Origin of the sequence: Pseudomonas sp. PGPPP1, from assembly GCF_002255865.1 — a bacterium.
Classification (GTDB): Bacteria; Pseudomonadota; Gammaproteobacteria; order Pseudomonadales; family Pseudomonadaceae; genus Aquipseudomonas; species Aquipseudomonas cremoris.
Map to the genome: position 1 here is coordinate 54,830 of NZ_NKIG01000030.1, position 24,847 is coordinate 79,676.

A 24,847-nucleotide genomic window follows, 5' to 3' on the forward strand; every position below is an offset into this window, starting at 1 on the left:
GGCAAATTCCTAAGAGGCAAGGTTGAGGTGGCAAGCGCTCAAGTGGTCGGGCGACACTTCTTTGAGCAGCGGGATTTCTTCACGGCAACGCGCCGTGGCATGCGGGCAACGTGGGTGGAAATGGCAGCCGGAGGGCGGGTTCAAGGGGCTGGGGATTTCGCCGCGAATCGCCTGGTATTGGCTGCGCCGCAGTTCGAACTTGGGGATCTGCGCCAGCAGCGCCTGGGTATACGGGTGGTTGGCGCGGGCGAACAATTCGCCCACGGTGGCCGACTCCACCACCCGCCCCAGGTACATCACCACCACGCGGTCGCACAGGTGCTCGACCACGCCCAAGTCATGGCTGATAAACAGGTAGGTCAGCCCCAATTGCTCACGCAAGTCCATGAACAGGTTGAGGATCTGCGCCTGGATCGACACATCCAGCGCCGCCACCGACTCATCGCACACCAACAATTGCGGCTGCACCGCCAGGGCCCGGGCGATGCCGATGCGCTGGCGTTGACCGCCGCTGAACTGGTGCGGGTAACGTTGGCGCAACTCGGGGCTCAAGCCTGCACGGCGCAGTTGCGCGCTGACGTAATCGTCAAAGCCTGCACGGTCGGTGAGGCCCTGGCGCAACGCACCTTCGCCAACGATTCGGTCGACCCGCAGCCGAGGATTGAGGCTCGCATAAGGGTCCTGGAAGATCATCTGCACCTTGAGCTTTTGCGCCGCACTCAACGTCTGCATAGGCTGACCGTCCACCATCACGTTGCCGCTGGACGTCGGCAGCAGGCCGGCGACCATGCGCCCGAGGGTGGATTTCCCGCAGCCGGACTCCCCCACCAAACCCACCACTTCGCCCTTGGCAATGCGCAGGTCAATGCCATCCACCGCACGCGTCAGCGGCCGCGGTTTGCTCAGCCCCAGGCGTTGCAGCAAGCCACCCGGCGCCTGGCCAAACTGTTTGCTGACCTGGTGCAACTCGATCAACGGCACGGATTCATTCGCCATGGGCAACTCCAGGATGGAAGCAACGCACGCTGCGACCCGGTTCGATTTCAAGAGGCTGCGGTTGCTCGATACAAGCACTGCTGACACGGCTGCAACGCTCGGCAAACGCACAGCCGGGAGGCATCGACAGCAAGTCCGGGGCCATGCCCGGAATCTGCCGCAGGCGCTGGCCGCGTTGGTTGCGACTCGGCAGGCTGTCGATCAAGCCTTGGGTGTACGGATGCAACGGCCGGTCGAGCACGTCGTCCACACGGCCTTGCTCCACAATGCGCCCGGCGTACATCACCGCCACGTCGTCGGCGAGGCCGGCGACCACCGACAGGTCGTGGGTGATCCAGATCAGCGCAGTGCCTTGTTCGCGCACCAGCTTTTGCACTTCGCCGAGGATCTGCGCCTGGATGGTCACGTCCAGTGCCGTGGTCGGTTCGTCGGCGATGATCAGGTCGGGGCGGTGCAACAACGCAATGGCAATCGCCACCCGTTGGCGCATGCCGCCGGACAGTTGGTGCGGATAGGCACGCAGGCGTTCTTCGGGGCTGGCGATGCCCATCGACGCCAGGGTGTCGCAGGCATGTTGACGCGCCTCGCGCTGGCTCATCGGGTTGTGGGCACGCACCGCTTCGATCATCTGCGTGTCGATGCGCAGCACCGGGTTGAGGGTCATCATTGGGTCCTGGAAGATCATCGCGATGCGATTGCCTTGCAGCTGGCGCAACTGGGCGGGGCGCAGCTTCACCAGGTCGCGCCCCTGGAACAGAATCTCGCCGCCGCTGATACGGCCCGGCGCGTCCACCAACCCCAGGATGGAGAAACCTGTGACGGATTTACCCGAGCCCGACTCCCCCACCAGCCCAAGGATGCGCCCCGGTTGCAAACGCAGGGACACGTCACGCACCGCCGGTAAAATCCCGTCGCGGGTATGGAACGAGGTGCACAGGTTGCGCACTTCAAGCGTCGCCGGTAATACGGCGTTTTCGAGTGCCTTCATCGTTGCAACCTCGGGTTGAGCACGTCCCGCAGGCGATCACCCACCAGGTTGATCGCGACGATGGTCAGCAACAGGGCCAGGCCGGGAAACACGCTGATCCAGTACTCATCGCCGAGCATGAACTGGAAACCGTTGGCGATCAGCAGGCCCAGCGACGGCTCGGTAATCGGCACGCCCAGGCCAAGGAATGACAAGGTCGCCTCCAGCGTAATCGCACGAGCAATCTGCAACGCGCCGATCACAATCAACGGCGGCAGGCAGTTGGGCAGGATGTGCCCGACCAGGATGCGCCAGCGGCTGATGCCCTGCCCGCGCGCCGCCTCGACGTACTCGCGGCGGCTTTCCACCAATGCCTGGCCACGGGCGGTGCGGGCGTAATACGCCCATTCCAGCACCACTAACGTCAGCACCACATTGCCCACGCCTTTGCCCAGCCACGCCAGGATCATCAGCGCCATCAGGATGCCGGGGAACGACAGCAGCAAATCCACCAGGCGCATCAGTAATGCATCGACCCAGCCGCCGGCATACGCCGAGACCAGCCCGATCAAGGTGCCGATCACCGCCGCGATCAACGCCGAACCGACCCCCACCAACAGGCTGATACGCAGCCCATAGACAATCGCCGAGTACAGGTCGCGGCCCTGGCCGTCGGTGCCCAGCCAGTAGGTGTAGTGCCCTTCGCCGCTGGTGGCACCGGGAGCAAGACGGGCGTCGAGTACATCCAGTTGCATCAGGTCGTAAGGGTTCTGCGGGGTGATCCACGGTGCGAACAGCGCCGCCAACACGATCACCGCCAGGATCAACAGGCCGACAATGGCCATGGGCGAACGCAGAAAATCCAGCACACCGCGTTGCCACAACGATTCCACGCGGATCATTGCGCACCTTCCAGGCGTACACGCGGGTCAAGCAGGCGGTACAGCACGTCCACCAGCAGGTTGAGGCTGACGAAAATCACCACGACCACCATCAGGTACGCCACCACCACGGGGCGGTCGAGGGTGTTGATGCTGTCGAGGATCAGCTTGCCTGCGCCGGGCCAGGCAAAGATGCTTTCGGTGACCACCGCGTAGGCGATGGTCGAGCCCAGCTCCAGTCCGAGCACCGTCACCAGCGGGATCAGGGTGTTACGCAACACATGCATAAGGGTCACTCGCAGCGGTGACAGGCCCTTGGCCCGAGCGAACTTGACGAAATCCTGGGGCAAGATCTCGCGCACGCCGGCGCGGGTCAGGCGCAGCACCAGGGAGATTTTGAACAGCGCAAGGTTCAACGCCGGCAACATCAGGTGCTGCCAGCCGTCCAGAGTCAGCCACGACCACTGAATGCCCAGCCATTCGCGGGTGGCACCACGGCCACTGGCGGGCAGCCAACCCAGGTGCACCGAGAACAGCATGATCAACATCAGCGCGACCCAAAACGACGGCAGCGAAAAACCGACAATGCTGCCGGTCATCATCAGCCGCGAGGCGAAGTGGTTCGGGTACAACCCGGCGAACAGACCCAGCGGGACACCGATCACAATCGCCATGAGCAACGCGCTGAACGCCAGCTCAAAGGTCGCCGGCAAACGCTGCAAGATCAGCTGCAAGGCGTCTTCGTGGTGCACGAAACTCTTGCCCAAATGCCCGTGCATCGCGCCATTGAGGAATGTGATGTATTGCTGCCACAGCGGCTGGTCCAGGCCCAGGCGGGCAATGGCTTGCACGCGTTCGGCCTGGTTGAGGTCTTCGCCGATCAAAATGTCCACCGGGTTGCCGATGGCGTTGAGACCGACGAACACGGTCACCGTCATCAGCAACATCACCAGCACGGCCTGGCCCACGCGCCGCAGCAACCACAGGCTCATGTACGCAACTCCTCGGTGCGCAGGCTGCCAACCTGCCATTCATCACCTTGCAGCTCCGGCTCGGCGTAGGTTTGCATGGCCTGGAAGTGCAACGCGACATCGTCGTTGAACAACTGCCCGGCCAGGCCCTGGGCCATGCGCTTGGCGCCTTCGCTGATGGCCGGGATATCGCCGGAAACACCGCCGTAGGTCAGTGCTGCCGGGTAGCTGAAGCAGTGCACGCGCTCAAGGCCTGGACAGGCATCGGCGTTGCGGGGCTGGAATTCGAACAGCGGGCCGAGGTCCGGCAGTTGTGAGAGCTCTTGGTCTTCCTGGCCAGCGGGTGCGGTGAAGCGGTCGCGCCAGAGTTTGATATGCGGGGCAAACGGCGAGAACTCCGGGCGCAGCGCAAAGTTGCTGCGAAAGCCAGTGGCAAACACCAGGAAGTCGTAGCGCAGTTGTGCGGCAGGCGTGTGCAGTAACAGGCTGCCATCGGCTTGCACCGCCACCGATTCAATCGGGCTGTCGAGCAGGAACCGCGCATTCGCGTGGCGCGAAACGCGCAGGGTGCTGCCGTGAGGTGGCGGCACCTGTTGCAGGTTCAGGTAGTGGCGGATGCTCCACTTCCAATCGTCTGGCAGGCGCCAGTAGCCGTGAGTCATGCCCGGGCTGCCAGCGCCCTTGCCCTTGTTGATGCGCGGCAGGTCCTTGCGCCGCACCAGCAGGTCGACGTTGAGCGCACCGGCTTCGAGTGCCGTGCCCGCTGCGTCCATCGCTGATGCGCCGCCGCCGATCACTGCGACGCGCTTGCCGACGAACCACTCATCCTGCAAGCCATCGGCCGAGTGCGCCCAGTATTCGCTGGGTAATTGGCGCGCCAACTCGGGCACCCACGGGCCGCCCAACCCATCACGCCCCGTCGCGAGCACCACGTGGCGCGCAGAGAACACCTGGGCCTGGCCGTTTGCATCCACGTGCAATTCAACACGCCCATCCGCCTGCGGTTGCACACGGGTGACCCGGTGTCTGTTGCGCACATCCAGGCGCAGCACCTGGCGATACCAACGCAGGTAGTCCGCCCATTGCAGGCGCGGGATCTTGTCCAGCGCATCCCAAGCTTCCAGGCCAAACTGCGCCTGGAACCATGCGCGAAACGTCAGCGCCGGCAAGCCCAGCGCCGGCCCGCTCAACTGCTTGGGCGAGCGCAGGGTTTGCATGCGCGCCGTGGTTGCCCACGGCCCTTCAAAACCTTGTGGCGCCTGGTCGAATACCACCGCCCGCACACCCAGATGGCCGAGTTCGGCGGCCACCGCCATGCCCGCCATACCGCCGCCGATCACCGCCACTTCAAGCAGCGGCTGACCGTCCAGCTGGCGCGGTTTGACCCAAGGCTGGGCAGGAAGATCGAGCCACTCCAGGTCCTCGCGCAGGCGCGCTTCGAGGGCGGGTAGACCGATGGGTGCGGTGGTGTGCGGCATCGTTGGGGTACTCGATCAGGTGAGCGGGCTCGCGGCCCGCAAGGGTTAAAAGTCGATGTTCAGGCGGCTGTAGTAGAACGCCCCGTAAGAACCGAATGGCGAGATCGACGAGTAGTAGGAACCGCCGGAGACATCGGTCACGGTGTGCTTGTCGGGGTAAATGTTGAACAGGTTGTCGGCGCCCAGGGAGACCCGCACGTTGTCGGTCAGGGCATAGGTCACGTCGACATCGGTGATCCACTTGGCGCTGAACGTTTCATCCACGCCGGTGGTGCCGCTGCCCAGCCGCTTGACCTTGCCGTAGCGGGTGGTGCGCACGCCCACGTCCCAATCGTTGACCTGCCAGTTAAGGCCAACGATGTACTTGCTCTTGGGGGTCAGGTCGGTGATGCCGCCCAGTTCGGTGCGTTCGAAACGTTGCAGGCCAAGGCTTTGCAGCTGCGATGGGTTGGCCTTGAGGTCAGTGATGGTCGCCTTGTTCCAGTTGGCGCCGACGTTCCAGCGCAGGCGACCGAAGCGGTCCAGGTACTGGGTGTAATCGGCCACCAGGTCGAGGCCCTTGGTGCGGGTGTCGAAGGCATTCGCGTAGTACTGCACTTGCTGTACATGGGAAAAACCATTGGCGGCAAGGATCCGGTCGACGGCGGCGCCCGACAGCGGGCTGATCAGCGCGATACGGTCCTGCAGGTCGATCACGTAAGCGTCCAGTGCCACGTTCAATTCTTTGACCGGCGTCCACGTCAGGCCGGCGGACACGCTTTGCGACTTCACGGGTTCCAGGTCTTCGGCGCCCAACGCCTTGCCAATCGCCGAGGTGGTCTGCACGCGTTTGATCATGATGTCCTGGGTGGTGTTGCCCACGGTGCGGCGGCCCAAGCCGGTCTTGGCGTAGCCCTGTTGCACCATCGACGGTGCCACGAAGCCGGTGCTGAGGGCCCCGCGTGCGGCGATTTCCGGCGTGAAGGCATAGCGGGTCGAGAGCTTGCCGGTCCAGGTATTGCCCGAGCTGTCGGTGTAGTGTTCGAAACGCCCGGCAGCGCCGACGAACCATTTATCAGTGACGTCCAGGCCCAGGTCGACATACGCCGCCGAGTCGCTGCGGCGCAAATTCACTTCGTCTTCCGGTAGCAACAGGTAGTTGCCCAAGGCGCCAATGGCGGCCAACTGGCCTGCGCGCGGGTGGCCGACCGGGTAGCGATAGTTGCCGTTACGGTAGGAGTCCGCATCACCGGATTCGGTGCGGTACTGCTCGAAACGGTACTCAAGGCCGGTGGCGAAGTTCAGCGGGTTGCGCGTGCCGATATCGAGCTTGCGGTTGAGGTCCAGGTTGGTGGTCCACTGGGTAAACGTGTTGGTCTGCAAGGTGAAATCGGTGGGGCTTGCGGTGCCGAGGGACGGGTTGAGGTTGTTCTCGGTCATCTGCTTCTGGCGGTTGGCGCCATAGGAGGTGCTGAGGTCCCAGCCCCAGCCGGCCAGGTCATCGCCACGAGCACCGAACGTGCTCTGGTAGTCGAGACTTTCAAAGGTGAAATCCGGGGCGATACCGTCCGGGTACAACTCGTTGATGATGGTGTTGGAGTTGGGTCGACGGAAACCGATGGAGACCAACGCATCCTGCTTGCCCAAGGTGCTGAACGAGTACAACGAGGTCGCATCATTGAGCGGCAACTCAGCGTTATACGACACGTTGATCTGCTTGATCTCAGGCAGGCCGCCACCGAAGCTGCGTTTTTCCACGGTGTTCTCACGCGGGTCGGGTTGGCCGTTGACCGGGTAGTAGAACGCGCCGGTGGCCACGCCGGAACGCTTGGTGCTGTCCTGCTTCTTGGCGTCGAGGGCGAAGTTGAAGAAACCGTCGTTGGGCAGCGGCAGGCCGTAATTGAGCGTTTGCTGGTACGTCTCGCCATTGGAGCCGACGCCACTGGCGTAATGCGATCTGCGCCCGGCCATGGTGCTGGAACTGCCGCCGCTGCTGTCGGACTTGAGGATGATATTGATCACCCCGGCAATCGCATCCGAACCGTATTGGGCAGCGGCGCCGTCACGCAATACTTCAACGCGGTCGATGGCGCTGATGGGAATCAGGTCCAGGTCAGCCGGGTTCCAGCCTTCCACCAGTACCGAGTTTTCCGAGGCCACCGAGCCGCCATGGCGACGCTTGCCATTGACCAACACCAACACATAGCCACCGCCGAGGCCACGCAAACCGGCTGCCCGCGCCACGTTGCTGTAGGCGCCGCCGGTGACCTTGGCCACGTTGAAGGAGGGCAGCAGATGCTCAAGGGCATCCCGCAGCGCCGTGCTACCGCCCTGCTTTTGCAGGTCATCGCCACCGATCACATCAATCGGCACGGCGCTTTGCGCCACGGTGCGCTGGTTGCCACGGTTACCGACCGAGACCACGGTCTGCATCACCGGCTCGGCTTTCTTGCGTTCGGAGTCTTGGTCTTCCTCTGCCATCAACGGCGCGGACGCCAGGCACAGGCCGGTCAGCGCAAAGGCTGCCGGTGAAAATAATGCAGTCGAAGAAAAGCTGCTTTGCATCTGGGTACTCCCCGGGAAATCGCCAAAAAGGGTGTTGCTGGTCGTGCGGCGATTTGCCGAGGTCGGCTGGATGTCCGCGAAGCAAGGTGACTGGGTGAACAGCCATCTATTCGTTTTCGTTATTCATTAGCGCACTGAATGCGGTAAATGAATACTAAAGGGCATCACTTATTCCATCTACTAATTAATAGAGCTATGCATATTCCAAAATTTATATAAGGGTCAGCTGGCGTAGATGCGCTGCATCAAGGCGTCATGACGGTTGGCCGGGTGGATGATCATGCCCGGCAGCAACTCCTGGGACGAGGCTTGCAGGGTGTCGATCAACGCACTGGCCACGTCCGACAACGGGCTGGCAAACGCTGAAATCAGGCCGAAGAAAAACGGGATGGTGCTTTCAATCGGCCGCACGACCACGCCATTGAGCGGCACGCCGAATGCGGTGAACGGGTCCACCAACGCTACCCCAAGACCGGCGCGGGCCATTTGCATGGCGGTCAGCGAAGTGTTGGTTTCGAGGATGTGCTGGGGCTCGGCACCCATGTTTTCAAAAGCCTTGTTGATGCGACGGCGAAAACGGAACGGGTTGGAAATACTGATCAGCGTGTGCTGCGCCAGCGTCTCCATGCTCAGCACCGACTCGCTCGCCAAGGGTGAGTCGTGCGCCAGTACCGCAACGCAAGACGCCTCGCCGATCCAATGCACCTCCAGGCCGCGGTGCTCCAACGGCAGGCTGACCACGCCGAGGTCGACGGTCTTCGCCAGCACGGCCTGCACCACGCCTTCGGGGGTGAGGCTCTGGATCTGCAATTGCTGCGGGCGCAGTTGCGCCGGCAAACGTGCAATTGCCGGGGGTAGCAAGCCGGCAGCCAGGGCGGGAGTAGCGACCACGCGCAGGCTGAGGTTTTCGTCGCGGGCGATGTTCAAGGCGCGCTGCTGAACGTGGCGAACCCCTTGCAAGGCACTGTCGACTTCGGCCGAGAGCTTGAAGGCTTTTTGCGTGGGGGTGACTTTGGGGCCGCTGCGTTCGAACAAGGCGAAGCCCAGTTCTTGCTCAAGCTCCTGGATCAGGCGCGTCACGGTGGGTTGTGAGCGACCGAGCATCTGCCCGGCTCCGGTGACACTGCCTGCCGACATAACGGCGGCGAATGCTTCCAACTGGCGTAGGTCCACCGGACTCTCCTTTGAAGTGAATGATGGCGGTGGAGTGTACACAGCGGGGGTTGATCGGTCTGTATGGGGGCATATCCGTTGGTTGGGTTAGCCACGGATTCAAGCCTGCGTTCGGCCAGCGTGGTTTAACAGGGCGCCTAAGATCAAGATCAAAAACAGAGCCAGAGCAGACCGCTGTCTGCCTGATACATGGAGATCCAAATGTGGGAGCGGGCTTGCCTGCGATGGCATCAACTGGGTATGCCTGATGTACCGAGTTGCCTGCATCGCAGCGGTGCGGCGATCCGACAAGCCAGCTCCCACAGTTGAACCGCGATCGGCACAAAAAACCGGTCGGCTCTAAGGCCGCCGCGCTCTTGCTTTTGATCTAGAGGCGCCCCGTCAAACACGCTGGCCGAACGCAGGCTTTGGAGCGTGGGTAACCCGGCAGGACGCCGGGTTAGCCGCGCTGGGCCAAGGATGGCCCATCGCGGCGGCCCACGCTCCAAAGCCGGAGTGAGGGCACACCGAGCCTAGGCGAGGTGCCGAGTGTTGGGGCAAGAGCCCTTTGGTTACTTTGGGGCTTTTCCAAAGTGACCCGCCGTAAGGGCGGAACCACTTTCAGCCATCACCCAAACAACGGATATGTACCCAAAGCCCCACCTAGTTATATCCATAGCACCAACCGATATTGGTATATACCAGATCACTCCCTTATAAATCGCCCCCATCAAAGAACGTTGCGCTGGAGTAGCAAACGATGGTGTCGGTAAAGGTAATGCTGGAGTACTTCCACCCCTGGCCAAACTCGGCCGGTCTGTACCTGGCACGCGAACGCGGCTGGTACGAAGAACTCGGCCTGGATGTAGAACTGGTCGTCCACGACCCCTACCACGGCGACACCCTGCAGCACCTGCTGACCGGCGCCGCAGACTTCGGCATCTTCCCCAGCAACCGCCTTCTCGTACGCCGTGGCCTGGGCCAGGCGCTGCAAGGCATCGCCGCCATCAACCATGCTGGCCTGGAGTCGATCCAGACCCTCACCGATTCCGGCATCCGCCGCCCCCGCGACCTGGTGGGCAAGCGCCTGGCGCTCAACCCGACGCCACGCGGCCTGGCCATGGTGCGTCATCTGGTCAGCCGCGATGGCGGTGATCCGGACGGCGTGATCCTGGTCGACAGCGGCGTGCGCGAACTGCGGCCCGAGCAACTCGCCGAGGGCATTGCCGACGCCAGCTTCGGCGGCTACTGGGCCTGGGAAGCGCTGATGCACAGCCCCATCGACGCCGAGCGTCGCGTCGTGTTGCCGGTGGATGACATCGGCGCACCGGCCTATCACAGCTACCTGCTCGGCGCCCATGAACGCACCCTGGCCGACAAGCCCGACCTGGTGCGTGATTTCCTCGCCGCCACCGCAAAAGGCTACTTGGCCGTGGCGCAAGATCCGTCAATCGCACTCACCGCCTACGAACACACCACACCGTATTTCCCCGCTGAACTGTTGAACGCCTCGCTGCATAAAATCGCCCCGACCTGGCTGCACAGAGGCCGCTGGGGTGAGCAACGCCAGGCGTTGCTGCAAACCTACGCCGAGTGGCTGCACGAGCATGCCGTGCTCGACAATCCGCAGGTCTGGCAAGGCGCAACCAGCAACGCCTACCTGCCTGAGGTGAGCGCATGAACCCCCAACGCACCGCCCACGGCCTGGGGTTGGAGCCGGTCGCCGCCGACTGGCCGGCCCTGCACGAAGCCGACATCGAGCAGTTGCTGGTTGACTACCCCCAACTGGGCCCCTTACACAGCCTGCATTGGCACAGCCCACGGCCGTTTTCCGCGGCGGGGTTGATCACCACCGGCGCTGGCACGCTGTTCGTCAAACGCCATCACCAACAGGTGCGCCAAGCCGCGTGGCTGGAAGAAGAGCATCGCCTGATCGCCCATCTACATCGCCAGGGCGCGCCGGTGGCGGCAGTGGTATCGAACCGGCATGGCGCCACGGCGACGGGGCAAGGTGAGTGGACGTATGAAGTGCACCACGTTGCCGAGGGCCTGGACCTGTACCGCGATGCGTTGTCGTGGTCACCGTTTCAAAACACCCGGCATGCGCTCGCCGCAGGCCAGGCGTTGGCCCGTTTGCACCAGGCCGCCGAACACTACGACGCCCCTCAACGCCAGACCCAGGTGCTGCTGGCCAACGCACAGTTGATTGAACAATCAAACCCGCTGGAAGGCATCAGCAGTCCCTACCTCGCCGACAAGGAGTGGCGCACTCAACTCGGCGAGTTGCTGTTGCCGTGGCACGCAGAACTGCATCCGCTGTTACGTGAACAACCACCGCTGTGGACCCACAACGACTGGCACGCCTCCAACCTGCTGTGGAACGCCGACGGCAGCGTTTCCAGCGTGCTGGATTTTGGCCTGGCCGACCGCACCTTCGCGCTCTTCGACCTGGCCACTGCCATCGAACGCAACGCCGTGCCCTGGCTGGACCTTGATACGGGTGGCGTAGCACGCGCCGATCTCGACAGCGTAGATGCCCTGCTCGCCGGGTATCACCAAGTACGCCCATTGAGCACCCGCGACCTGCTCACCCTCAGCGCCCTGTTGCCGCTGGTGCACGTAGATTTCGCCCTGTCCGAGGTGGCGTATTACCAGGACGTGGTGGGCTCCACCGCCAGCGCCGATATCGCCTATTACGCCTACCTGCTCGGCCATCTGCGCTGGTTCGCTGGCGCCGAGGGGCAACGGTTGCTTGGCCATATCCGGCGTAAAAGCGTATGAGCATGCTGGTCGATACTCAGTGGCTGCACGCGCACCGGGCTGATCCCACGCTGGTGATACTGGATGCCACGGTGGTGTTGCCGTCGCCGGCGTTCGATGGCGATTACCGCGTCCAAAGCGGAGAAGACGGCTGGTTGCAGGCGCATATTCCAGGCGCTCGACACGCAGATTTATTGACTGACTTGGCGGACACCCAAGCCAGTTTCAGCTTCGCCCTGCCAACGCCTGAAGCGCTGGTAAACAGTTTGGCCAAGCTCGGCGCCGGCCAAGGGAAAACCCTGGTTATCTACGACCGCGCCGATGGCTTCTGGGCCGCTCGCCTGTGGTGGATGCTGCGCGGCGCAGGCATCGACGCCCAGGTACTCGATGGCGGGTTCAACGCTTGGCGCGCCGCCGGTTTGCCGGAACACAACGGCCGCGCCGAACCGGCCACGCCCGTGCAACCCTGGGCAATCAACCCGCGTGCCGGGCTGTGGATTGACCGCAGTGGCGTCGAAGCAATCGTCGACGGTCACGCACCCGGCCTGCTGATCTGTGCCCTTGGCGCGGCGCTGTTCGAAGGCACCGCGCCCACCCGCTACGCCCGACGCGGGCACATCCCCGGCAGCCAAAACCTGCCGGCCCGCGAGTTGTTCGACGCCCACGGCCGCTACCTGCCAAAGGATGCCCTGGCCCTGGCGATCGGCCCCACGCTGCTGCACAGCGAAGGCCCTCTGATTCTGTATTGCGGCGGCGGTATCTCCGCCGCTGCCAACGCGTTGGCCCTGACCCTCCTGGGTCGCCAGGACATCGCAATCTACGACGGCTCCCTACAGGAATGGGCCGCCGACGCACGCTTACCAATGACTACCGGAGCAGCTCCGGCCTGACGCCACTTCTGGCGAACTCGGCTTTTTCATCACGAACTGGCAACCCGTCCGTTGCGCAGCGCTGGGCCCCTTTGTGCCCGATAAAAGCGTACGGCAACGACGGTCATGCCCTTGGAGCGCTCTTTACATGGCTACACCCTATCGCCACACCCTGCTCGCCTTGAGCATCACCTTCGCCGCTGCGGCCCATGCCCAGGATGCAACCCTGGACACCGTCACCGTCCTTGGCCAGGAAAGCACTGACTACCAGGCCAAAAAAGCCGCGGTGGCCGGCTTCGACAATGCGCCGCTGCTGGATACCCCGGCTTCCGTCGCGGTGATCACCGAAGCGCGCCTCAAAGACCAACAGGCACGCCTGCTCAGCGAAGTCTTGAAAAACGACGCCTCGGTGGGCGACAGCTACGCCCCGGTCGGCTACTACGAGAATTTCGTGATCCGCGGCTTCGCCCTCAACCCGGCCAGCAGCTACAAGATCAATGGCCGCACCATCACCGGCGAGCAGAACGTGGCGCTGGAAAACAAGCAGCAAGTGGAAGTGCTCAAGGGCCTGGCCGGCTTGCAGAGCGGCGTCTCCGAACCCGGTGGGCTGGTCAACTACGTGAGCAAGCGCCCGGAGAATGTGCGCTCGGTGACCGTGTCCACCAACGAACACGGCGAACGCTATTTGGCCACTGATATCGGCGGTTGGCTGGGCACCGAACAACAAGTCGGCGTGCGCATCAACCTGGCCCACGAAGACATCCGCTCCTATGTCGACCACGCCGACGGCAAGCGCGATTTCGCTTCCCTGGCGCTGGATTGGAACATCAGCCCCAACGCCCTCCTGCAACTCAACGCCGAATACCAGGACCGCGAGCAACGCTCGGTGCCGGGCTACCAACTGCTGGGCGGTACCGAAGTGCCCCACCACGTTTCGCCCAAGGATCTATTGGCCTACCAGAGTTGGTCGAACCCGGTAGGCATCCGCTCCCTGAACCTTGACGGCCTGTTCGAATACCGCTTCAACGACGCCTGGAAAGCCAGCTTCAGCGCCTCCCGCAGCCGCGTGGTCATCGACGACTACAGCACCTTCGCCTGGGGTTGCTATGGCGCCGCCAGTTGCGCAAATACGGCGGTGCCCAACCACTTCAGCGCCGAAGGTGACTACGACATCTCCGACTACCGCAGCCCCGACGACACCCGCAGCAACGAAGAAGCCCAGGCCGCGCTCAATGGCCAGTTCGATACCGGTTTCCTCAAGCATGACCTGACCTTCGGCACCACTGCGTTCCGGCGCCTGGTGGACCGGCGCAAATCGGTCAATGAGTACATAGGCGAGGGCAATATCTACCAGCCGTCACCGGTGCTGGAACCCTACGACGGCCCGCTGGGCCACACCTACCGCCGCCTCGACAGCCGCCAGTACGGCCTGTTCGCCAGCGACCGCATCAGTTTCAACGAGCAATGGCAAACCATCCTCGGCGGGCGCCAGGTACGCCTGGATGAAGAGACCTACAACCAGGCCGGCGACACCACGCGTCACACCCAACGCAGTGTGTTCCTGCCCCAGGTGGCGTTGATCTACAAACCGCGTCCCGACACCTCGTTGTATGCCAGCTACAGCAAGGGCCTGTCGCTGGGTGGCGAAGCCGCATGGTTCAGCAGCAACGCCGACGAAGTATTGCCGCCGACCACCTCGCGCCAACTGGAAGTGGGCATCAAGCGCGACTTCCAGCGTCTGAGCCTGACCGCTGCACTGTTCCAGATCACCGAGGACCTGCAATACAACCGCCCGAATGACGACGGCACGACTACCTTCGTGCAACAAGGCAAGCAGAAGAACGTGGGGATCGAGTTGTCCGCCAACGGCCGCGTGACCTCCGACCTGCAAGTCTCGGCCAGCGTCGCGGCCATTCGGGCACGGGTGAGTGACAGCGGCACCGACGACTACGACGGCCACCAGGCAATCAACGTGCCCAAGCTGCGCGCCAGTTTGCATGGCGACTACAGCATCCCAGGCGTACCCGGTTTGGCCCTGCTCGGCGGCGTGCAATACAGCGCAAGCAAATACGCCAACCGTGAAGCCACGGTGAAAGTGGATGACTATGCGGTGTTCGATGTGGGTGGCCGCTACACCACCAAGGTCGGTGATTACGCTACTGTGCTGCGCCTGACCGTCGACAACCTGTTCGACAAACGTTACTGGCGCGATGTGGGTGAATCCGCAGGCGACGGCTACCTGTTCCTGGGTGCGCCGCGCACGGCGCGGTTGTCCGCCACCGTCAATTTTTGAGGCTGACCGTTCATGCGTAATCTGATTTTCTCCAGTGTGTGCCTGCTCTCCACCGCCCTGGTGGGCTGCCAGCAGCAACCGCCCGCCAACGACCAATTGGACGCGGTGCTGTGGACGCAGACCTCCATCGAGCACGAGCTGATCTACACACAAGTCTTCGCCAGTGCCACGCGCCAGCTGGATGCCGCCTTGGCCGACCCGACCTGGGACGCCCTGCCGTTGCCGCCGCGCAACCTCGCCGGCCTGCCGCCGGCGGTGGTGGTGGATATCGACGAAACCGTGCTGGACAACGTGCCGCTGAATGCGCGGGACATCCTCAGCAACCAGGTCTATTCCTACGACCGCTGGAACACCTGGGTCGACCAGGCCAAGGCACAGGCACTGCCCGGCGCCGTGAGTTTTCTGCAAGCGGCTGACAAAAAAGGCATCACCGTCTACTACATCACCAACCGCGAACACAGCCAGGTCCAGGCCACCGTCAACAATCTGCGCCTGCGCGGTTTTCCGGTGGCGCACAACGAACAAGTGCTGGCCGCCGGCACCCCGACAGGGCACTGCGAACAGGCCGGCTACGGCAAGAACTGCCGCCGCCAATGGGTCGCCAGCCATGCCCGCGTGCTGATGCTGGCGGGTGACTCGCTGGGAGACTTCGTACAAGCCGAACACAACACCCTGGCCGACCAACGCAAGGCGGCCGCGCCGTACCTGGCCTGGCTCGGCCAACGCTGGTTCGTGCTGCCCAACCCGACCTACGGCAACTGGTACAGCGCGCCCTATGGCGACCAGGAAAAACTGCCCTTCGAACGCAAGCGCCAGCTCAAGCAACAGGCGCTGCACCTGGAAAACTAGTTCTTGAGAGAACCCTATGTCGCCACTGGAAATTGTCGCCGTGTTCTTCAACATCGCCGGGGTCTGGCTCACCGCGCAACGCGTGCGCTGGTGCTGGCCGGTCAGCGTGGTTGCGGTGTTGCTGTATGCCTGGATCTTCTTCGACGTAAAGCTGTATTCGGACATGCTCCTGCAACTGGTCTTCGCCGCGCTGCAGGGCTACGGCTGGTGGCGCTGGAGCACCGGGCGCGTGGAGGCCGGCAAAGTACGGGTGGAACGCCTGCCGCTGCAAGAGGCCTGGCGTCACTTGCTCGCAGGGTTGATCGGCGCCGTGGTGCTGGGGGCGGTGATGCACCATTTCACCGACGCGGCACTACCGTGGCTGGACTCGTTGCTCACCGCGTTCAGCCTGGTCGCCAGCCTGTGGGCTGCGCGTAAATACGTGGTCAGCTGGTGGTTGTGGATCGTGCTGGACGCGGCGTATGTGGGCCTGTTCCTGTACAAAGACCTGCAGCTGACCGCCGCGCTGTACGCCGGATTCGTGGTGCTGGCGGCCTATGGTTTGCGCGCCTGGCAACGGGATTTGCACCAACAGGAACATATAACCAAAGCGTCGGTTTACAGCGTTTAATATCATTAAACATTAGGGCATCTATCGCGTTTAAATATAAAAAAACTCGCTTGGATGCTTTTTATGAACTTACGCACTGCCGCCGCCCTCAGCGTCACCCTTCTCCTGGCCAGCCCGGCCGTGTTCGCCGGGCAAACCCTGGACCGCATCACACAATCCAAGCAGTTGGTCGGCGTGTTGATGGAGAACTACCCACCGTTCTCCTTCCTCAACGAACAGAACCAGCTGGACGGTTTTGACGTGGATGTCACCAAGGCCGTGGCCGACAAACTCGGCGTGAAACTCAAACTGGAAACTCCCTCCTGGGAAGTCATCGCCGCCGGCCGTTGGAGTGGCCGTTACGACGTGTGCATCTGCTCCATGACGCCTAGCGCAGCGCGCGGCCAGGTGTTCAATTTCCCGGTCGAATACTACGCCTCGCCTGCCGTGGTGGTGGTCAATGCAACCGACAACAGCATCCAGTCGGCGGCCGACCTGACCGGTAAAAAAGTCGGTGTAGGCAGTGCATCCACCTACGAAGCCTACCTGGCCAAGGACCTGGTGATCGAAGGCGCCAGCAAGCCCATCGACTACCCGTTCAAGGCCGTTCAGGCCGTGCCCTACGACAACGAGATCATCGCCTTCCAGGACCTGGCCCTGGGCACCGGCAAACGCCTGGATGCCATGGTCACCAACCTGGTCACCGCCAAGGAACGCATTGACCACGACCCGCGCTTCAAGATCACCGGTGACGTGCTGTACGCCGAGCCCAATGTGGTGGCCACCGAGAAAGGCGATCCGGCGTGGGATGCCAAGCTGACCCAGATTCTCGCCGAGCTGAAAAGCGACGGCACGCTGGCGAAGATCTCCCAGAAATGGATCGGCTCAGACATTACCCAATGAGTGTTTTCCCGACCCCACCCGCCGTTGTGAAACCACCACCGGTCAAGCGCACGCTGCTGTCGTTCAAAGTACGCCTGTGGCTGACCTGGGGCGTGATGCTGTGCCTGTTCGCCGGCCTGTTCATGAGCTTCGACCTGCAGTTCGCCATCGTCGCCGCCAAGTGGCAAAACCTGGTGGGGCTGCACCTGTCGCCCCAGGGTTTTCTGCAAGGCGCGGCGCTGACGCTGTTCCTGTGCTTCTGCTCGATCTGGCTGTCGGTGGCGCTGGGTTTTGCCACCGCCCTGGCGCGGTTGTCGAGCAGCGCGGTGGCGTTCGGTATCGCCAGCTTCTACGCCTCGTTTTTTCGCGGCACGCCACTGCTGATCCAGATCTTGCTGATCTACCTGGGCCTGCCTCAATTGGGGGTGGTGCCGGGCGCCATCAGTGCCGGGATCATCGCGTTGTCGTTGAACTACGGCGCGTATCTGAGCGAGATCTTTCGCGCTGGCATTCTGGGTGTGTCCCAGGGCCAACGTAACGCAGCCGCCGCTCTCGGCATGGCCCGGGCGGTAACCTTCTGGCAGATCGTCCTGCCCCAGGCCATGCGCACCATCATCCCGCCCACCACCAGCCAGTTCATCTCGATGCTCAAGGACTCTTCCCTGGTGTCGGTGATGGGTGTGTGGGAAGTGATGTTTTTGGCGCAATCCTATGGCCGCTCGTCTTACCGCTATATCGAAATGCTCACCACCGCTGCCGTCATCTACTGGTTGCTGTCGATCGGCCTGGAACTGATCCAGGCCCGGCTGGAACGGCACTACGGCAAGGCTTATCTCCACGGGCGCTAGCCCTACTCTTTACCTGCAGGAAGCACCATGTCCGATCCCACCCCGTTGTTATTCGGCCTTTATGAACAAGCCAGCGTCGGCTGCGGCGGCGCGCCCAGCCTGTGGACCCACCCGGCGGATGAGCGGCTGGGCATCAATACCCTCAAATACTGGTCGAACCTGGCCCGCACGGCAGATGAAGCCAATCTCGACCTGATGTTCTTCGGCGACGTGCTGGGCTTTTACGATGTGTTCGGCGGCTCCGAAGCCATGGCGTTGAAATGGGCGGTGGAAGCCCCGGCCAATGACCCGCTGACGATTATTCCGGCACTGGTGGCCCTCACCGAAAAACTCACGTTTGGCGTCACCGTCACCACCACTTACGAGCACCCGTTCACCCACGCCCGGCGTTTCAGCACCCTCGATCACCTGTCGGACGGGCGCATCGGCTGGAACATCGTCACCTCGTACCTGTCCAGTGCTGCGCGCAATTTCGGCCTGGAGCAGATGATCAAGCACGACGACCGTTATGAGCGCGCCGAAGAGTTTCTCGACGTGGTGTACAAGCTCTGGGAAGGCAGCTGGGCCGATGACGCGGTGATCGCCGACAAGCTCGCGCACACCTACGCCGATGGCGCGCGCGTGCGGCCTATCCAGCATGCCGGTGAACATTACCGGGTGGCCGGGCCGCACCTCACGTCGCCGTCGCCGCAACGCACGCCGTTGCTGATCCAGGCCGGTTGGTCGGGGCGTGGTCGGCAATTCGCCGCCAAGCACGCGGAGTTGGTGTTTATCGCCAAGTCCAACCCGCTGGAAATCCGCCAGGGCCTGGAAGATATCTGGCGCCAGGCCGAGGCCCGAGGCCGTCAGGCGGCCGACGTGAAATCGCTGACCGTGTTGCGCATCGTCACTGCTCCTACGGCCATCGAGGCGCAGAAAAAATACGACACCCTGCAAAGCAACTATCACCTGCAAGCACAGTTGGTGAGCTACGCCGGTGACACCGGTATCGACATCAACCGCTATGCCGACAACGAGGCGCTGTCGACCCACACCGAAGGCATGACCTCCTACATCATGAAGCCCGATGGCAGCGGCAAGCCGCTCACTGCCGGCGAGGTGCGCCAGCGCTTCGCCAATGTCACCCGGGGCAGCGACCTGATCCTGGTGGGCACCCCGGAGCAGATCGCGGAAAAGATCGAGGAGCACGCCCGCATCTCCGGCACCAGCGGCTACATGCTCAACCCGCTGATCAGTCCAGGCTCCTTGAACGACTTTGTCGAACTGGTGATCCCGGCCCTGCAAAAACGTGGCCTGTACCGCACCACGGCGCAAAGCGGCACCTTGCGCTCGCGCCTGCGCGCCGATGGCAGTGACCGGTTGCCTGCCTCGGCCCATGGCGCGTCATTCCGCTTTGCATAGCCCCTGCGTGGGAGAAGGTGACCTGCGCCAACAGGAACGGTAGAGTCACCCCCACGTCATGCCTGCACACGGAACCCCAGGATGCCTTTCGACCCCATTTCCCCGCACTACCAGCGCATCCGCGAACAGATCGCCAATGACATCGCCGCGGGCAACCCCCAGGCCGATGAGAAATTCCCCTCCGAACGGGACATGATCGAACGCTTCGGCTGCACCCGCGTCACCCTGCGCCAAGCGTTGCAGCAACTGGAAGCCGAAGGCCTGGTGTACCGCGAAAACCGCCGGGGCTGGTTCGTCAGCCCCCAGCGCATTCGCTACGACCCCACGCGTATCAGCGGCTTCATGGATTACGTCAGCGCCCAGGGCCGCACCCCGCGCACCGAATGCCTGCACGCCGAACTGCGCCCCGCCGGCCCCTGGCTGGCCAAGCGCATGGGCCTGGCCTCGGCGGACGAGCCGGTGTTCTTCCTGCAACGCCGCCGCTGGATCGACCGCCGCCCGGTGCTGCTGGAGTTCAACGCGCTGCTCGCCAGTTGGTGCCCTGGCCTGCTGGAAGCCGACCTCAATACCTCGCTGACCCAACTGCTGCGCGAGCGTTTTGCGCGGGTGCAGTCGCGGTGTGAGCTGGAAATGCATATCGGCACGGTGAACGAAGAACAAGCCGAGTTACTGCAACTGTCGCCGGGCTCCACCAGCGTGTACCTGGAGCGCTTGAACTTCGGCGAGGACAACCAGGCCGTGGAATTCGACCAGGAATTCTGGCGCCCGGATGCGTTGTCGATCGTGATGGAAACGCGGTATCCGGGAACGCGGTGAGGCCAGCTTTACGCTGTGATTGGGCTCACGCAACCCGGCTGTTGCTTGCGTAACAACCTGCCGCCGTTCTGTTGCATAAACAACGCAGCCAGCCACCACGCAAAAAATACTCCAGCAATTTCAATGAGTTAATTATGACAAAATGATGGCATATAGCTTGCTATCAATCCTCCCAGCTTACTCTTCAAAGAGCGGCCCCTGCGCGATGGGACGGCATACCGCCTGCCCCGCGCCCAAGAATGGAATTTCTTAAGGGACCTTGCCATGCACTCGCTGCTTCGCAACCATCGCTACACCAAACCCGCCCGCCCCTTCGTGCTTGCCAGTGCGCCCCTCATGGCGCTGCTGGCCGGCGATGCCATGGGGGCAGAAACCCAGACCACCACTGCGCTGCCCCAGGTCACGGTGACCGCCCAGCGGCACGAAGAATCGGCCCAGGATGTGGGCATCGCCCTCACTGCCCTGAGCGGGCAGGACTTGCAGAACAAGGGCGTGACCAACGTCAATGAGCTGCAGAACTACGTGCCCAACCTCGACATTGCGCCGCAGTACGGCGGCGGCAACCCGCTGTTTCGCATACGTGGCGTGGGGCTCAAGGATTACGGCAGCAACAACACCTCCACCGTGGGTGTGTACCTGGATCAAGTGGCGCTGCCCTACCCGATCCAGACCCAGGGCCAACTGTTCGACCTGGAGCGCGTCGAAGTTTTGCGCGGTCCACAGGGCACGTTGTACGGGCGCAACAGCACCGCCGGGGCGATCAACTTCATCACCAACAAACCCACCCGTGAGTTCCACGGCGGGCTGACCACCAGCTACGGCTCGTACAACGCCAGCAACGTCGAGGGTTTCCTCTCCGGCCCGCTGACCGACACCCTGCGCGCACGCCTGGCCTTCATCACCGAGCAAGGCGGCGCCTGGCAGGAAAACCGCGTCACCGGGCAAAGCCTAGGGGACAAGGACAACACCTCGCTGCGCGGCCAGTTCGACTGGGACGCCACCCCGGACATCAACTTCAACCTCACCGTGCATGCGGGCGAAGACAAATCCGACAGCCGTGGTTCGTACCTCTACCAAGGCCTGACGCCCAACGCCCGCGGCGCTGCCTATTCCGCCATCAGCCCGGAAAACGACGGCAAGAAAACCGGTTGGGGCCTCACCCCGGGCTTTGCCAAAATCACCGGGTTATCCGTCGGTGACAAACCCCATCGCGACAACGACAACACCGGCTTCGCACTCACCGGTACGTTCGACCTGAATGACCATTTGAGCGTGACCAGCATCACCGCGTCCGACCGTTTCCGGCGCCGCGAATACATCGACTGGGACGCCTCGGTGATCCCGCAATCCGATGAGTATTTCGATTCGAAGATCGAAGTGTTTTCCCAGGAACTGCGCCTGGCCTCCCACGACAACGAGCGCTTCAACTGGCAGACCGGCTTGTACTTCGCCCAAGACCGCCTGGACGAAAACTTCTACTCGGACTTCAGCGCCAACCTGGGTTACGGCACCTACACCTCCTACACCCAGAAGTCCAACACCTACAGCGCCTTCGCCCAGGGCGACTACCGGCTCACCGACGACTTGAAACTGATCGTCGGCATTCGCCAGGAAAAGGAACACCGCGAACTGGAAGACTTCGCCACCCAGCGCATCCTGGTCAACAGCGGCGTGTACAGCCTCGGTCAACTGAGTTTCCCGGCGGCCGACAGCGACCTGGACAGCAACTCCACCTCATGGAAACTCGGCCTGGAGTATCAACTCACCCCATCCACCCTGCTGTATTCCACGGTCAGTCGCGGGATCAAATCCGGGGGCTTTACCGCCTACAACTCCAGCTACGCGGAGCAGATCGCGCCGGTCAAACCGGAAAAACTGCTGGCCTATGAAGTGGGCTTCAAGAGTGACCTGAGCGATACCTTGCGTTTCAACGGCTCGGCGTTCTACTACGACTACCGCGACCAGCAATACCAGTCCCAGGTATGGATCAGCCAGCAAGTGGGCAATGTGGGTCGGCTGGTGAATATTCCCAAGTCGAAGATCTACGGCTATGAACTGGAACTGCAATGGGAGCCGGTGTCGGGCCTGACCCTGGGCCAATACTTCGGCACCAAGAAAGGCAAGTACGTCGACTACCAAGGCCTGAACAGCACCGCCACTCGCGCGGTCGGGTTCGCCTACCCGGTGTACACCGACTTCTCCGGTTCCAGCCTCACCAACTTCCCGAAAATCAGCTACGGCGGCCAGTTGCAATACGTCTGGGACGTGGGCGGCTTTACCTTCAGCGCCGAGAGCGACTACTCGTTCCACGACCGCATCACCGGCAGCAACGGCACCACCACCCAGGCCTACTGGCTGGCCAATGCGCGCCTGGGCATCACGCCCAAGGGCAGCAACTGGTCCGGCGCACTGTGGGCACGCAACGTGTTCGACAAGAAATACGACCTGTACCACGGCTCGTTCCTGTCCAACGCGCAAATCGCCACACCCGGTGACCCGCGCACCGTGGGTGTGCAGGCCAGCTACAAATTCTAGGGACATGTCATGACTTTCGACCTGAACCGCCGCCAGGCGCTGGGCCTGCTGATGGGCGCGCCCTTGTTATTGCGCTACGGCAGCGCCTTGGCCAACGTGGCCACGCCCTTCACCCTGGGGGTTGCCAGTGGCGATCCCTGGCCCGATGGTTTTGTGATCTGGACACGCCTGAGCACGTTGCCGCTGTTCCCCGGCAACGAGTACGCCCTGCCCGCCAGCATCCCGGTGGACTGGGAAGTGGGCCTGGATGAGCAATTTCAGCGCATCGCCCAACGCGGCCGCACCCAGGCCCTGGCGATCAACGGCCACGCGGTGCATGTGGAACTGCGCGGGCTGCAACCGGGCCGTGAATACTGGTACCGCTTTATCGCCCTGGGCGAGCGCGGGCCCACCGGCCGGGCGCTGACCTTGCCGGCGCTGAACGCCAAGGTCGACCACCTGCGCCTGGGCGTTGCCTCCTGCGCCCATTACGAGCGCGGGCTGTTCAGTGCGTATCGGCACATGGCCGATGAACGTCCCGACCTGGTGCTGTTCCTCGGCGACTACATCTACGAATACACCAACGCCCCAGGAACAAAGGGCCTGGCCCGCTCCTACGGCGCACCCGAGGCCACGGACCTGGCCGGTTACCGCTACCGCTACGCGCTGCACAAGACCGACCCGGACCTGCAACAACTGCACGCTGCCGCGCCGTGGATTGCCACCTGGGATGACCATGAAGTACAGGACGACTATTCCGGCGTGTCGTCCATGGACCCGAGCGTAACCGTTGCCGCGTTCCAGCAACGCCGGGCGGCGGCGTACCAGGCGTTTCTGGAGAACATGCCGCTGCGGCGCCCGCCCCTGGGCAGCAATGGCAGCCCGCAGATTTATCGGCGGTTTACCTATGGTGACTTGGCGGCGATCCCGGTGTTGGATGGCCGCCAGTATCGCTCGCGCCAACCGTGTTACCAGGCACCCAATTTCGGCAAGGGGCACATGGAGTTGAGCAGTTGCGTGGACCTCGCCGATCCCAAGCGCACGCTGTTGGGGTTTGAGCAGGAGCGCTGGCTGTATGACGGTTTGCGCCGCAGTGACAGCCGCTGGAACCTGCTCGCTCAGGACCTGTTGGTGGCGCCGTTGCGGGCGGAGCGACCGGGGACCGATGGGGCGCGTTACTGGACCGACAGTTGGGACGGCTTCCAGGCGGCACGTGGGCGGTTGATCGAGAACTTGCGGGACAGTCGGGTGGCTAATCCGGTGGTGTTGAGTGGGGATTACCATTCGTTTTGGGCTAACCATTTGTATGAACGGCCGGAGGATCCGGATTCCAAATTGGTGGCGGCGGAGTTTGTGGGTACCTCGATTACGTCGAATGGACCGAGTTATGAGGCGGTGCAGTCGATTTTGCCGGCCAACCCGCAGATTCGGTTTTATGACAGTCGGCCGCGGGGGTATTTGTCGTTGGACCTGACCCCTGGGAGGTTGGAGGTGAGGATGCAGGCGATTTCGGATCGGCTGGATCCTCGGGCTACGGTTTCGACGTTGAAGCAGTTTGTGGTGGAGAGTGGGAGTGCTCGGTTGCACGGGGTATGAGGGGTCAGGGTTAGTGTACATATCCGTTGTTTTGGTGATGGCGGATATTGGTTTCGCCCTTACGGCGAGTCACTTTGGAAAAGAGCCCCAAAAGTAACCAAAAGGGCTCTTGCCCCACCACTCGGCACCTCGCCTAGGCTCGGTGTGCCCGAACGAAGGCTTGAATCCGTGGGCCGCCGCCCCGCGCCATCCATGGCGCGGGGCGGCTAACCCGGCGTCCTGCCGGGTTACCCACGGATTCAAGCCTGCGTTCGGCCAGCGTGGTTTAACGGGGCGCCTAAGATCAAGATCACAAGCCAGATCAAAAGCCAGAGCCAGAGCCAGGGCAGACCACTGTCTACCTGACAAATGAAGACCCAAATGTGGGAGCGGGCTTGCTCGCGAATGCGGTGTGTCAGTCAACAAATTCATTGGCTGATCCACCGCATTCGCGAGCAAGCC

19 protein-coding genes are annotated in these 24,847 nt (G+C 62.7%); 12 read left to right on the forward strand and 7 right to left on the reverse strand.

The genetic code is table 11. The features are described 5' to 3' along the window. Positions 1–9 precede the first annotated feature (9 nt). The 7 genes from CFE47_RS25695 to CFE47_RS25725 form a co-directional block, all read right to left on the reverse strand. The gene (locus CFE47_RS25695) at positions 10–996 is read right to left on the reverse strand and encodes an ABC transporter ATP-binding protein (RefSeq protein ID WP_286841335.1); all 987 of its coding nucleotides are present in this window, start codon (positions 994–996) and stop codon (positions 10–12) included. Next, positions 986–1,984 carry an ABC transporter ATP-binding protein gene (locus CFE47_RS25700; protein ID WP_286841337.1) on the reverse strand — a complete coding sequence of 333 codons (999 nt, stop codon included), beginning with the start codon at positions 1,982–1,984 and terminating at the stop codon, positions 986–988. Before CFE47_RS25700 ends, CFE47_RS25695 begins: the two co-directional genes overlap by 11 nt. Further along, on the reverse strand, positions 1,981–2,865 hold the full coding sequence (locus tag CFE47_RS25705; protein WP_286841339.1) for an ABC transporter permease: 885 nt from the start codon (positions 2,863–2,865) through the stop codon (positions 1,981–1,983). Before CFE47_RS25705 ends, CFE47_RS25700 begins: the two co-directional genes overlap by 4 nt. After that, positions 2,862–3,836 (reverse strand): ABC transporter permease, encoded by a 975-nt coding sequence (locus tag CFE47_RS25710; RefSeq protein ID WP_286841341.1) that lies wholly within the window; start codon positions 3,834–3,836, stop codon positions 2,862–2,864. Before CFE47_RS25710 ends, CFE47_RS25705 begins: the two co-directional genes overlap by 4 nt. Beyond that, positions 3,833–5,293, reverse strand: coding sequence for an FAD-dependent oxidoreductase (locus CFE47_RS25715; protein ID WP_286841343.1), 1,461 nt, complete (start codon positions 5,291–5,293; stop codon positions 3,833–3,835). The genes CFE47_RS25710 and CFE47_RS25715 overlap by 4 nt, the downstream gene beginning before the upstream one ends. 45 nt (positions 5,294–5,338) lie before the next feature. Then, positions 5,339–7,837 carry a TonB-dependent receptor plug domain-containing protein gene (locus tag CFE47_RS25720; protein WP_286841345.1) on the reverse strand — a complete coding sequence of 833 codons (2,499 nt, stop codon included), beginning with the start codon at positions 7,835–7,837 and terminating at the stop codon, positions 5,339–5,341. Between the two features lie 222 nt (positions 7,838–8,059). After that, positions 8,060–9,010, reverse strand: a complete 951-nt coding sequence (locus CFE47_RS25725; protein ID WP_286841347.1) for a LysR family transcriptional regulator — start codon at positions 9,008–9,010, stop codon at positions 8,060–8,062. A 739-nt stretch (positions 9,011–9,749) separates the two neighbouring features. Here CFE47_RS25725 and CFE47_RS25730 point away from each other — a divergent pair. The 12 genes from CFE47_RS25730 to CFE47_RS25785 all read left to right on the forward strand — a co-directional run bounded on the left by CFE47_RS25730 (position 9,750) and on the right by CFE47_RS25785 (position 24,406). Beyond that, entirely contained in the window at positions 9,750–10,670 is a 921-nt protein-coding gene (locus tag CFE47_RS25730) for an ABC transporter substrate-binding protein (protein ID WP_286841349.1), read from the forward strand. Next, positions 10,667–11,770 carry a phosphotransferase enzyme family protein gene (locus CFE47_RS25735; protein WP_286841351.1) on the forward strand — a complete coding sequence of 368 codons (1,104 nt, stop codon included), beginning with the start codon at positions 10,667–10,669 and terminating at the stop codon, positions 11,768–11,770. The genes CFE47_RS25730 and CFE47_RS25735 overlap by 4 nt, the downstream gene beginning before the upstream one ends. A gap of 2 nt (positions 11,771–11,772) precedes the next feature. Beyond that, a complete protein-coding gene (locus tag CFE47_RS25740; protein WP_286841353.1) occupies positions 11,773–12,639 on the forward strand; it encodes a sulfurtransferase in 867 nt (288 codons plus the stop codon). 127 nt (positions 12,640–12,766) lie between these two features. Next, complete coding sequence (locus CFE47_RS25745) at positions 12,767–14,911, forward strand: TonB-dependent siderophore receptor (RefSeq protein ID WP_286841355.1); 2,145 nt, start codon at positions 12,767–12,769, stop codon at positions 14,909–14,911. A 12-nt stretch (positions 14,912–14,923) separates the two neighbouring features. Next, on the forward strand, positions 14,924–15,760 hold the full coding sequence (locus CFE47_RS25750; RefSeq protein WP_286841357.1) for an HAD family acid phosphatase: 837 nt from the start codon (positions 14,924–14,926) through the stop codon (positions 15,758–15,760). A 16-nt stretch (positions 15,761–15,776) separates the two neighbouring features. Continuing rightward, the gene (gene pnuC, locus CFE47_RS25755) at positions 15,777–16,370 is read left to right on the forward strand and encodes a nicotinamide riboside transporter PnuC (protein ID WP_286841359.1); all 594 of its coding nucleotides are present in this window, start codon (positions 15,777–15,779) and stop codon (positions 16,368–16,370) included. A 63-nt stretch (positions 16,371–16,433) separates the two neighbouring features. Beyond that, a complete protein-coding gene (locus CFE47_RS25760; protein ID WP_286841361.1) occupies positions 16,434–17,252 on the forward strand; it encodes a transporter substrate-binding domain-containing protein in 819 nt (272 codons plus the stop codon). Further along, positions 17,249–18,079, forward strand: a complete 831-nt coding sequence (locus CFE47_RS25765; RefSeq protein ID WP_286841362.1) for an amino acid ABC transporter permease — start codon at positions 17,249–17,251, stop codon at positions 18,077–18,079. Before CFE47_RS25760 ends, CFE47_RS25765 begins: the two co-directional genes overlap by 4 nt. Positions 18,080–18,106: 27 nt before the next feature. Beyond that, on the forward strand, positions 18,107–19,480 hold the full coding sequence (locus tag CFE47_RS25770; protein ID WP_286841364.1) for an LLM class flavin-dependent oxidoreductase: 1,374 nt from the start codon (positions 18,107–18,109) through the stop codon (positions 19,478–19,480). An 81-nt stretch (positions 19,481–19,561) separates the two neighbouring features. Then, entirely contained in the window at positions 19,562–20,296 is a 735-nt protein-coding gene (locus tag CFE47_RS25775) for a UTRA domain-containing protein (protein WP_286841366.1), read from the forward strand. 264 nt (positions 20,297–20,560) lie between these two features. Continuing rightward, entirely contained in the window at positions 20,561–22,831 is a 2,271-nt protein-coding gene (locus CFE47_RS25780) for a TonB-dependent receptor (protein WP_286841368.1), read from the forward strand. A 9-nt stretch (positions 22,832–22,840) separates the two neighbouring features. Next, complete coding sequence (locus CFE47_RS25785) at positions 22,841–24,406, forward strand: alkaline phosphatase D family protein (RefSeq protein ID WP_286841370.1); 1,566 nt, start codon at positions 22,841–22,843, stop codon at positions 24,404–24,406. Positions 24,407–24,847: the final 441 nt, after the last annotated feature.